The organism is Acetobacter sp. (genome assembly GCF_047721705.1).
In the GTDB taxonomy this organism is placed as follows: Bacteria; Pseudomonadota; Alphaproteobacteria; order Acetobacterales; family Acetobacteraceae; genus Acetobacter.
Genome location: NZ_JBDNXK010000093.1, coordinates 1 through 11,604, shown reverse-complemented (window position 1 = coordinate 11,604; position 11,604 = coordinate 1). Strand labels below are relative to the sequence as shown.

Genomic DNA, 11,604 nt, shown 5'->3' with positions numbered 1-11,604 from the left:
TTTTCCATGATACTTTCTCCTGATCAGCTGCACATGCAGCAATCAGAAGTCTGGAGGAGGACATCGGCGGATAACGAGCACTATTGCCGACCGTCCGCTTTATGGAAACTTGAACGGCTCCGCTTACGCCCTCATTTGGGACATTTAAATCATTCCAGAATGGACCGGAAAGCAGACGTTCGTGGCGAGCATATCACTTTTGATAAATGCGCTGGATCGCCACCGTCACCACGGCAAGCAGGCTGGCACTACCAACCAGCAACGTCAGGAGTGCCGGGGCAACGCCGAGCTGATCGATCAGCAAACCTGTAATCCACGGCAGGATACCGCCAAGCAGATAACCGCCCGTCTGGGTTAGCCCGGCCAGGCGTGTCGCCTCTGATCTGCCGTGCGCGAAATCCAGAGGCTGGAGGAGCGCTATCGGGAACAGGCCTCCCGTCGCAATCCCGATCATCAAAGGTGCCAGCCATGGCAGCGGCTTTGCGAGCAGCAGGCTGAGAGTACCCAGAATGGCGAGGCCGGAAAAAATCAGGGCTGCCTTGATGGTTGTAAGTTTTAGAGCGCGCATGATGACATGCATGCAAAAACTGATGCTCGTCTGGAACAGCATCATGATGGCGACAAGAAGCCCTGCAGTATGGTCAGAATAGCCCAGGGCACCATACAGGGACGGCAGCCACGCTATTGCGACGTAATTGATCCCAGCCTGAAGACCGAAGAACAGCGTCAGTCCAAGAATGCCGTTCCGGCTGATCGTGAGAGAGGGCTGTGACGCGGAGCACGCAGGCGCAGCAATATCCTCACGCCATAGTATCCAGCAAAACCCGGCAAGTGCCGTGGGAAGCGCCCAGAAAGCCAGCCCCAGCGGCCAGCTCCCGGTGACATCACTGATGCGGGGCGTTCCGAATGCGGCCACGGCTGAACCTACGCCCATGCTGGCCGCATAGACGCTCATGGCCGCAGGCGCGCGAGAGGCAAACTCACCCTTGATGAAACCCGACAGCAGTGGCCGGATGATCGCGTCGGCCACGCCTACCCCGACGGCCGTGAAAAGCAGCACTTCATAGCTGCCACCGTCGAGGCGGAGCAGCAGGACGATCGTCAGAAGGGCCAATGCCATTATCATGGAGCGTTTCAGGCCAAGTCGCCGTTCCAGCCTATGTCCGAGCGGGGAGAGGCCGCCCATGCACAGGACTGGAAGTGTGGTCAGCAAGCCCAGTTCGGCGTTGGAGATGGCAAGAGTTCGTTCGATCCGGTCGAGGATGGGAGAAAGGGATGCAATTCCGGTCCGCAGGCAGACACCAGCACCGAAGATCATCAGCCAGGGCAGAAGCGTTTTCGCGGAACGTGTCATACTCTCTGCTATACAGACTGATTTTTTATCCAGCGCTCGACAGGATGCCATAAACTGTCGAAAATATGCCAGATGAAGCAATATCGATCCCTGCAGGCCAGCAGTCTTGCTGATCGCACGCCTCCTACAAAGTTACGTCCAGTGCGCGTGCATGCAGAGCATCATGTGGAAGCTGCGGATGTCGAACCTCATTGCCACCCTGATCTTGGACAGCTTCTGGCGACCACGCATGGCGTGATCCGCGTCACGACCGAAGAGAATCAGTGGCTGGTACCGCCCGGGCGGGCACTCCTGCTGCCACCGGGTGTGGTGCATGCCGTTCATAGCCCCAAGGAAAGCAGGCTGCGTGCCGTGCTGATTGCGCCGCAGATGTGCCGTGATTTTCTGCCATCCTGTCGCATCATCGCCCTTACAACGCTGTTGCAGGAACTGATTGATGCGGTTGCCAGATGTCCGGCAGATTATCCCGTTCCTTCACCGGCGTCGCGCATGGTGGCGGTGCTGCTGGACCAGATCGCATTGGCACACTCCGAACCTCTGGGTGTACCGCGTCCTTCGGATACACGGCTGCGGCGTGTCACGGATGCGCTGATGGCCTTTCCGGCGGATGGCAGGTCACTGTCCGAATGGCAGGATGTGGCTGGGGCCAGCAGTCGGACGTTGGCCAGGTTGTTTGAAGTCGAAACCGGCATGAGCTTCAGTCACTATCGTCGGCAGGTGCAGATGCAGGCCGCCGTTGGCATGCTGGCATCAGGCCTGCCGGTTGGAGAGGTCGCGCATACTCTTGGTTATTCCACGGCATCCGCGTTTGCGTTTGCATTCCGCAAGGCCCTCGGCAGTCCGCCTAACCGATTTCGTGACCAGTTTAAGTGGTCTGATTGCCGGATTATTTAAGAACGATAGTTTCGTTTTTCGTCGCAGCCACTTGCCCGCGCCTTCGCGTGGCTTCCAAACGGGCACAGGTTTCATCCAATTTCGCTTTCAGCGTTTCCCAGCGTGCAAGTTCTTCCGGCAATGCCTTCAGATCACTATCGTTGGCGTCCGCGTGCTCCGCCTGTTTCATCAGTTTCGTGATATCCACAGCCAACTGTTCACGCAGGACCTGCGTAAATGCCGCTTCAATAGCCTTCCGGTTCGTTCTGCTAAAGGCAGCAATCGTGTCGTGATCCGGATTCTGGTTCGCCGCCACGAAGTGCCCCCGATGTCACGATATGTCGTCCGCTTGATCCACCGTGAGGAGAAAAATCCCGTTCGCGTAACCAAAGATCAGAAGGGTCAGTATTAGACGCGCATGATACTCCGCCTTGCCACCCGTGCGCACCGGCAAGCAGAACGCGGTCATCGGAACCCACTCAACAGCGGCGACAATGAAATGCGCCATATAGTCAGCAGGAAGCCACGACTTTAGATCAGGCGGCAGAAGATACGGCTGGGATCGGTCAAACGGGATGAAGCCGCTAATCTCATCACCTACAGCCGCGGCACTTCCGAGGGTAACCCAGCCCGACAGGCTGCTAAAGCGTCAGTACGTTGATGATATTTTCTTATCTTGGGTAATCACCGGGCAGGAACCCGGAGCGGGGGTTACGCAACTGAAGTCTTTCCGGCAGATGCATATATGATCTATTGCGATCACGAATGGCGGGCATTGTATCGGGACCAATAAGCACGCCAGACGGACAATAAGGTGCCTGGTCGTATAGTGCGTGGTCAGACTTGGATATTTTTATGGTCGTCGCCTGAAAGTCCAGGAACAGGAATGGATGTCCCCTGTCTTCATCCAACTCCCGACGACCGCAGCGCAACTGGCGCATGTCTACGAACCACCAGTCGAGAAACATGGCATGATAATATGCAATAACCTCGTAGAAGGTTCGCATAGTCCCACGGGCGTATCTTAGGGTTGCGGACTTGAACCAAGTTCCGCAAACGAAATGTGATTCAAGACTATTCATGATATCTCCTAAAATCGTTTTTTCTCACAGAGTTCGCCACCGTCGCATCTGGCTAGCAGCAGTGCGGATTGCTCCACCAGCTCCAGCCTGCCATGGTCGATCCAGAAAACCGCCACCCCTTGCAGGGGCCGTTCTCGCAAAAAGGCTGGAACCAGCCGTGCATAGGCGGAGAGCTGTGGCCAATATGGGCCGAGCCCTTCGCCCGTGCCGCCGCTCTTGTGATCAATCACGAGGCAGCCTTCGGAGCCGATGGCCAGAAGGTCGATGATACCGGGGATTTCGGCACCTTCCGGTGAATAGCCCAAAACCGGAATTTCACAGCGTAGATCCGTGTAGCCCTGCTCGGCCAGCCAGGTTTTCAGTTCTTCCGCGCGATTCGCCACCAAGGCGAGCGTCTCGACGTCAAGGCCGGTGGAGGCGGGCAACCTTTCCGCCAAGTCAGGGTGCGTCAGATAGGTCCGCAGCGCCAGATGCAATGCCGTGCCACGTGCGGCGTCATTCACTGCACGTGGCCAAGGTGTGCCGAGAGGAATGCTTCGGCTCGCCGGAATATTACTGATGCTTGGGGTCTGTGATGGCTGGAGTCGCCAAGGTGTGAGCGGCGTGGCCGGCAGGGCGATGGCCGCACCGAAGCGGACCATACGCATGTCCTGAGCACCATCATATTTCGTCAACGGCGCGTAATTCGGTACGGACGTGATGACGGCAGGGCAATCAGTTCCGCCGATCCGCAGAGTGTCTGGACCGATCACGGGTGAGCAGGCATCCTCGAAAACGTGGAAAAGGCAGCTTGCTTCATGAGCAGTGTCTTCGCGAGCCTTCAGAAAATCGGGCCATTCCAGCACAAGCCGGTCACGCGCCCGCGTCAGCGCGACATAAAGAAGACAGCGAGCATTGGTTTCAAAGTCTGGACGTCTGTCCTCAATGAAACGCTTTTGTGCCTCGGAGGCGGCAAAAGATGGCGTATGAATCAGCCGAGCCGAAGCCAGCACCGAAGCCATGTCATCAATCCGATCAAGTGCATCGAACCGGGCTATGGTCGTGCCGGCCCGCTCCTTGATGTCGCCGTCGAATTCAGCGACCACCGTAATCGGCCATTCCCGCCCCTTCGAAGCATGCCAAGTAACAATCTCTACCGCTTCGGCGTTATCAGCGGCCGGATCCGGACGACGATCGAAATCACGTTCACTCGCACGGGAGTCCAACCAGCCAAGGAAAACCTTTATTGTTTCTCCGTGAAAACCCGAAGCCGCCTTGAGATCGCGATGTGCGGCTTCAAACTCTTCGGCCTCGGCTTCCAGTCGCAGCAGATCCGCGCGGGCTTGAGAGGCCCCCGACAGGCTCTGGGCCCAGCGTCTGATGCCTGCGCTTTCCAGAACCAGATCTAACGCCGCCGAAACCGGTAATACCCTCAACTGGTCTGCAAGCGCTGCCAGACGCTTCAACACAGCATCATTTACAAACAGGCCATCGATCTGCTGCGTAAGTGCTGTCTCCAGAGGGATAGGATCAGGACCAAGTGTCCGCAGCAGAAGTGCTGCGTGGATATCCTCCGGATTCGCAGCATATAGAAGCGCGGCGCGAGCGGTCTGTATCGCAGGACTTGCGGACCATCCATTTTCTGCAATGCGAACAGGAACGTCGCGTGAACGCAATTCCTCAGCATAGCGGGCAGCTGTGGCGTGACTACGGACCAGAAGCGCGATGTCGGAAGGACGCACTACACGTGCCTGACTGGTACGACGGTCAATAACCTTTTCCTGATCGGTCAGGATGCGCGCTATGCGCTCGGCCACATGCTCTTGCGGCGTCGAGGCGTTCCGCACTCGTCTGCCTTTGGTAATACTCAGCAGTTCCACCGCTGGTCCCGCCACCGGATCGCGGGTCGCGGACAACGGATTGTAGTCCGCGCCAAACAGGCCGGTTCCTACGGCATTCACGAATTGCATGACCTCTGGTGTCGAGCGCCAGTTATGAGTCAAAGGCTGTGTAAAATCGACATGTGCGGTAACCAGTGCCTGTAACAGTCGTGGGTCCGCCCCTTGAAACCCCATGATAGATTGTTTCACGTCACCCACCAGAAGTGTGCGTGACGCATGAGCCCCCAGTTGCCACAACAGGGCGAACTGCACGGGATTTGTGTCCTGAAATTCGTCGATGATGACGCAGTCGATCTCATCCAGGACGGCTTTTCGGACATCCGCGTCGGTACGCAGAAGACGCTCGGCGCCGATAATCATGTCGGCGAAATCAATTAGGCCAAGCTTGCGCTTGCAAGCATCGTAGACCTGCGCCACCTCCTGCGCACAAGTAACCAGACAACTAAGATGCAATTTTGCATCTGCAAGCGGACCGGGATGCATCGGCAGGACATCCGCTGCCTCCATGATTGCTGCCGCCCGATCATCATAGCCGGCCGGCGTCTTGGTGCGGATATTTGACGTGAAAAGTTTACGTAGTTTTTCCCAGATACCCCAGTCATGCCTGAGCAATTCCGGATTGTGCCTAACCTTGAGAAACAGAGTATGATTTTCTTCTAGTGTCTTGAGCGGTCCCGTGGCGGTAACACTAGCCATGCCACCCTCAGGAAAGTCCTCCAGTATGGTTTCGATTGCGGCAATCAGGCAGTCGTACGCGGCGGTGGGATTATCCAACACCGCACCATAAATCCTGTCCAGACGCGTCAAAGCCGGCTCGATCAAGCTCGGGGCGCACCCCGTGTCGCCAAGGCCACGCAGAAGCTCAATCATTGCCAGAACCTTGGTGCGTAAGGCGTCTTCGATTGTTTCCCCTTTCTGCCAACTGACGCGATATCCAAAACGTTCCGGTTCAGCCTTGATCGGATTGAGCGCCTCGGTGCGAGCAAGAGTCTGACGGATCAGAAGGTCTCGTTCCGCATCGCCCAAATGGCGCGGCTGTGGCGAAGCGCCGGCAGCCAGCGCATGCTCGGTCAGCAGCCGGAGGCCCAGCCCATGGATCGTCGAGACATAGGCACGTTCGACTGCCAAAGCTTCACTGATCAGTCCTTCTGCCAAAAGACCTGCCCGAATACGTTCGCGCAGTTCACTGGCCGCCACCTCGCTGTATGTCACAGCGAGGATGCGGTCGGGACGCACAAGCCTGCGTCGGACCCAGTCTGAGAGTTGACTCATTATCCGGTGCGTCTTGCCCGCCCCCGCACCCGCAGGAACGATCACCAGCCCATGATCCTGCGACATCCTCATTGCTCTACCTCGCGCATGAAAGCATGAACCAACGGGCTACCATCAGCCAGCGCATAGGGTGTGAACCCGCCTTTTTTCTCGAAGAAAGAGAAATCATCAGTGGTATTCAGCACAATCCGGCCCACTCCAAGTTCCGCCAGCCGTGTGGTCAACTGGGCAACTGCCGCCACATTGACCTCGTCGCCCATATCCTGGGCCGGCGTCCCCTTGACCATTGCAACACCGCTGCTCAACAGGCCGCCATCGTTCATCAGGTGGTATGCGATTCCGACCGGACGGCCAGTCAGCAATTCCATACTGTCCCCTTCCCGACGAACCGGCCGCGCTATCATGTCCCGGTACAAACCGGTCTGCAGGTCCCAGCCTGCATTCATCCGGTTGCGGCGACGGCGTGTACCGCTCTTCTTGTGGTCGACTACCAGCAGTGTGCCGTCGGGCAATTCAAGGATGACATCAGCCTTGCCGTGCAGGCGGACGCCGTGGGCCTCTCCCTCAAGCCAGAGTTCATTGCCGATGATTTTCGCACCCAGAGCATGCAGATGATCGCACCAGCGACGTGCAGCTGACAGAATGTCGCGTTCGAGACCACGACGCTCCATCTCCCATGATGCACTGCGAAGATATGAGGCGTGACGTGTCAGGGCGCGTTCGTAGGCATCAGCTACAGCTGCAGCCAGCGCCTCATCCTCGGGGGGGGCCACATTGGGCAGAAACACATGCTCGAACACATCATGGGCGATATTACCCATGGTCAGCACATCCAGTGTATCGGCCGACCAGGACAAATCCGTCGCTCCGAGTTCATTGAGAAGCCAGGCAAGCGGACTGACAATCAGCGTTTCCAACCGGCTCGGGGATTGCGGTTTAGCCGCACCATCATCGTCGCGTCTGAGTGCCAGCAGATCATATCCGCTGAAATCCAGCGCATCAGGTAGGACCCGCAGATCCGGGACGGAAGGAATCTCGTGAAATATCACCGGCCAGTCCTGCGGTGCGACACGCGAAAGATCGATGATGAGATCTGCCGCGTCTGCAACGCCCTCAACCGCACGGGCGACAAGCGAAAGTCCTGCTGAAGGCGCATGTCGTACACCCGCCAGATCGCGATAAGGGACAAGGAAAGTTACACTACCGTTTGAGGCCTGAAGCTGTTCCGTGAAAAGATCAAGGCTGTGAGAGAGACTTTCGGCTCGGTTGCGCATCCTCAAGCCGGTCTTCTCGCGGATACGAATGATCTCACTGTCAAGAAACATGGGATTAGCGCGTGGCCGGACAGGATAAAGTCCTTCGGTAAAGTCGGCGATGATCAGATGACGACAGGGACGCCAGGGGCTTTCCCGAGGCGACCAAAGGCTGACTCCCTCCAGATTGTATGAAGACGCACCAGCTTCGGGAGATGCAATTTGCACGCTGCGCAGAATGACTTCCCAGTCCGGAGCACCATCTCCTGTGAGCAGGTGCTGCAGTGGAGCAAGACGTGCACGTATGATCTTGCCTTGTGGCAGACGGTCGCAGATCCGTTCCAACAGGAAACGAAGCTGCGCACGACTGCCAGCCGAAGCGCGGATATCATTCCAGAGAGCCACATGATCAGGGTCGGCTTCCAGAAGCTGACTACGAAAATCTCCCTGGATCAGTTTTTCTGCCAGTTCGCGCCCTGTCTGCGCACTCCAGGGCATCAGGGGAGATAGCGCCAATGCAGCCAGCACCATTGCTGGTGTAGGCGACCGTTTTGCCAGAAGGAGATGCAGAACCATCTCACCCGGGACATCGCGTTCGGGCAGACATTCGGGCAGACCTGAAATCGGAACACCCTGCTCCCTGAATGCCCGGGCTACCTGACGTGGATCACCATCCACCATCACTGCAATTTCCCGTGCAGGGCACCCTGCCTCAATAAGCGTTCTGGCACGGGCGGCGGCAAAGTCTGCACACGCAGCAGGATCGCGCAATCCATAAACAGACAGAGTATCGTCAGCAGGAGCTGACCGCAGGTCCGGAGAGGATAACCCGTTCTGAAGGGCGCGGAGCCTGCTGCCTGCGGGCGCCGCTTCCCTTCGCTTCGACGGAGAAACTTCTCCGAATTCGGTGCGCAACCTGTCATACAGGGCCATCATGACACGAGGCGCCAACGGATCGAGCGATCCTTCAACGACAGGTAGTGGAGCGAGGAACTCTCCGAATGGCAGTTCCAGCACATGCCGCACAACCGCCAGACCGTCCGGCAATGCGTCTCCCATCCGGCGCCACAGGCCTGTCAGTGCGGCAAGATGCCGTTTCGCACGACTTTCATCCAACTCATTAATCTGTGGCAACTTCAGATCAGACGTCGCCACGATCAGATCATTCAGTGCTGTGGATACCGCCACAACGGTTTCGGCGGGGGCGTTGACAAGACTGTTTGCCCAAGTCGGGTCAGGTGTCTCCATAATGACGCTCCCCGGATTCCATTCTGGGGGTATGGGTGCAAGAGAAAGCTCTGCCAGACGCACATCGTTCAGGCGATATTGCAGACCAGAATATGGGGCGGCAACCTGGAAGGAAAAAAACATCGGCACCCCGTCGAAGAATATTATGCCCTGAGCAAACAAACAGTCGATCAGTCGAAGCTTGTCACCGCCTGACGAAACAGTTTGGCCATTTCATGCTTCCGCTTCTGCCTTATTTCTTTGCCTGCTGTGCCTTTTGGCAGGGTGGCGTGTTCAATCCACGGGCCGCCGGAAACTTTCGGAGCCTGGAAAGTTCCCGATCCGGACAGCCACATAATACGGTCGATTTCTGCCAGAGGGATGCCTGTTGCATGCGAGAAAGGCAGAACTTTTTCTATTGCTTCAAATGGTTGATTGTCGGGAATGGGATGCCCCGCTTCAGTAAAAGCGTATCCGACGACTTCGCAGGTATGAACATCAGGTTTAAAAAAATGTCTGTTCCCGAGATCTTTCAGGAAATTAAGAGCGAGCGCGTCTCCGACATACTTCACTCTGACCGCATTTACAGCCAGTTTAATGTTCTCTATCGCAACCCTGTCGACCGGAGTGTCTTCTGGAACCGGCCTGAATAGGGCCTCCTTTAGTGCAGTACCCGGGTGTTTTTTCTCGATTGCGCTAAATAATGTAGCACCTTCCTGAATTGTGGTCAGGATTTTTACCCATGCCTTGGTTTTATTACGTAGTGGCTCCTCCAGCGCCTGAATGTGATTCCGGGTATCACCCTTAATAATCTCCAGCCCGTTCTTATGTGCATTCAGAACATCGGCACAGAGGCTGACGAACCCCGTATCAGTGCAGGGATATTTTCCAGAAACATAGGTATAATTATAATCGCCTAGAACTGACTTGCCGAGAACAGTCCAGTTGGAGTCATCAAGAAGATTTCTCGCACCGCCCCTGTTCTGTGAATTTATGCAGTACAGACGAAAAATATTATCATTCTCCAACGGTGGACCCGTCGTCACCTGTCGTTCCACGAATTCTTCACGCGTTTCGCCTGTGCCTGCTTTCAATATATCGTCCGTAAGCCAGGATTCAGCGAGTTTTTTTGCCTCCGTGAACGCCTGCAGTCCCTTTTCCTTATCGATATTCAACTACATCCCTCCTTAAGCGTTATAATACCTACAGAAAACACTTGTTTTTTTGTGTTAGAGGCAAATAACCTAAGTTTTATCCCATATTTATCAAGATATTATTGCCAAATCATGTAGAAATATCAGCGAACAACGCCAGATACGGTCGTCATCGGAAGGCAGACATCATTTCCGGGGAACGTTCATGATGGTCTGCTGCAGAGCGTAGCAACTCATGCAATTCCGTGCGCAACTCGGCAGGAGAAAGAATCTGCACCGCTGTTCCCCACGTAAACAGGTGATAAGCTATTTCACGGAGACCACCTGCCTGGAAGCGCACCACCAGGCTTCCATCAGACAGAACCTCATGTGTCTGTGTCGGATGGAATATGTAATGTGCTGCCTGAGGTGCTGATGTGGAAGAAAAACACAGCACGATATCACGGGGCGGCTCGTGGTAGACTCCGAAAGACTGACTGATGAAATCCTCTATGTTCCAGCATTCAGGAGCAGGATGCGCATGATTGTCAGATATTTCGATGGCCTGCATACGATCCAGCCGCCACAACGCCGGTTCCGTCTTTCCCATCTCGGGTCCGACCAGATAACAGGCGCTGTCATATAAAAGGCCCCACGGCGTGACGGTCCTGATCCTGCCCCTCGCGTTTGCGTAGAAAAAACGCACTGTGCATGCTGCCTTCAGCGCCATACGAATGGTTTCCAGCAATATCGGGTCAGTTATCGGTCTGGGCCCCGCCTGAAACGCGTGACCCTCAGCAAATGTCAGAGCGCTGAGGTCCGGCGCCATACGGGCACGCATGGACGGGCGCAGGGCTGCCCTGACCTTATCCTGCAAACTGGCCAGAAGATCGGCACGAACATTGCTGCCCCGGTTCGCAAGAGTTGTCACCGCAGTATGGAGTTCTGCCAGTTCATCCACTGTGGGGGTCTGCAGAAACCCGTCAAGTCCTCCGGAAATGCGGAACCTTATGGAACGACCGTCTGTGATTTCCTCCATTTGCGGGAACAGTTCCGCGAGCGCAACACGCAGTCGGTCGGCAGTACGGCGACTGACCCTCATTATCCGGGCCATATCATTAAGAGAAAGCCCTTCTGCGCTTCCGGCCATCTGACGCGCAAGGCGTATAAGACCCACAGCTTTCTCATGACGCATGGCAATAGACTCCGGCTACGACCGTTTCTGTCGAAGATAGATCCTATTTATTGCAAACCGATAAACGGAGACACATTCACGGCACTGTGACATGCGTTTCGTAAGAACACACACGAAGGAATAAAGATGCGCCACGAAATACGTGATGAAAACTATCATTTTCTGGGCATAATTGAACAGAATGGAAACCATTTCATTGCCCGAGACAGTAATTACCATACCGTGGGATATTATCATGATGGAAAGACATACGATGATAATCATCATCTCGTTGCTTACGGAAATGTGCTCTCTTATCTCATTTATTGTGCGGATTAGTTTTATTTACATAAAAT

At 55.7% G+C, this 11,604-nt stretch carries 7 protein-coding genes and 1 pseudogene; 1 reads left to right on the top strand and 7 read right to left on the bottom strand.

Going from position 1 to position 11,604, the window contains the following annotated elements:
- Positions 1 to 193: 193 nt before the first annotated feature.
- Positions 194 to 1,354, bottom strand: coding sequence for a CynX/NimT family MFS transporter (locus ABF824_RS13440; protein WP_415489516.1), 1,161 nt, complete (start codon positions 1,352 to 1,354; stop codon positions 194 to 196).
- Between the two features lie 72 nt (positions 1,355 to 1,426).
- Between ABF824_RS13440 and ABF824_RS13435 the strand changes: the two genes are divergently transcribed.
- Entirely contained in the window at positions 1,427 to 2,248 is an 822-nt protein-coding gene (locus ABF824_RS13435; protein ID WP_415489515.1) for an AraC family transcriptional regulator, read from the top strand.
- A 40-nt stretch (positions 2,249 to 2,288) separates the two neighbouring features.
- Here ABF824_RS13435 and ABF824_RS13430 read toward each other — a convergent pair.
- The 6 genes and pseudogenes from ABF824_RS13430 to ABF824_RS13405 all read right to left on the bottom strand — a co-directional run.
- Positions 2,289 to 2,816, bottom strand: a pseudogene (locus ABF824_RS13430) (transposase); the annotation flags it as partial.
- Between the two features lie 82 nt (positions 2,817 to 2,898).
- Positions 2,899 to 3,309, bottom strand: a complete 411-nt coding sequence (locus ABF824_RS13425) for a hypothetical protein (RefSeq protein WP_415489514.1) — start codon at positions 3,307 to 3,309, stop codon at positions 2,899 to 2,901.
- A gap of 8 nt (positions 3,310 to 3,317) precedes the next feature.
- Positions 3,318 to 6,527, bottom strand: coding sequence for a UvrD-helicase domain-containing protein (locus ABF824_RS13420; RefSeq protein WP_415489513.1), 3,210 nt, complete (start codon positions 6,525 to 6,527; stop codon positions 3,318 to 3,320).
- A gap of 2 nt (positions 6,528 to 6,529) precedes the next feature.
- Complete coding sequence (locus ABF824_RS13415) at positions 6,530 to 9,085, bottom strand: PD-(D/E)XK nuclease family protein (RefSeq protein WP_415489512.1); 2,556 nt, start codon at positions 9,083 to 9,085, stop codon at positions 6,530 to 6,532.
- Between the two features lie 47 nt (positions 9,086 to 9,132).
- Complete coding sequence (locus ABF824_RS13410; protein WP_415489511.1) at positions 9,133 to 10,116, bottom strand: hypothetical protein; 984 nt, start codon at positions 10,114 to 10,116, stop codon at positions 9,133 to 9,135.
- Between the two features lie 148 nt (positions 10,117 to 10,264).
- The gene (locus ABF824_RS13405; RefSeq protein ID WP_415489510.1) at positions 10,265 to 11,269 is read right to left on the bottom strand and encodes a helix-turn-helix transcriptional regulator; all 1,005 of its coding nucleotides are present in this window, start codon (positions 11,267 to 11,269) and stop codon (positions 10,265 to 10,267) included.
- Positions 11,270 to 11,604 lie beyond the last annotated feature (335 nt).

Coding starts and splice junctions, on each gene's coding strand:
- ABF824_RS13440 (WP_415489516.1), bottom strand. CDS start 1,354: ATGACACGTTCCGCGAAAACGCTTCTGCCCTGGCTGATGATCTTCGGT.
- ABF824_RS13435 (WP_415489515.1), top strand. CDS start 1,427: ATGAAGCAATATCGATCCCTGCAGGCCAGCAGTCTTGCTGATCGCACG.
- ABF824_RS13425 (WP_415489514.1), bottom strand. CDS start 3,309: ATGAATAGTCTTGAATCACATTTCGTTTGCGGAACTTGGTTCAAGTCC.
- ABF824_RS13420 (WP_415489513.1), bottom strand. CDS start 6,527: ATGTCGCAGGATCATGGGCTGGTGATCGTTCCTGCGGGTGCGGGGGCG.
- ABF824_RS13415 (WP_415489512.1), bottom strand. CDS start 9,085: ATGTTTTTTTCCTTCCAGGTTGCCGCCCCATATTCTGGTCTGCAATAT.
- ABF824_RS13405 (WP_415489510.1), bottom strand. CDS start 11,269: ATGCGTCATGAGAAAGCTGTGGGTCTTATACGCCTTGCGCGTCAGATG.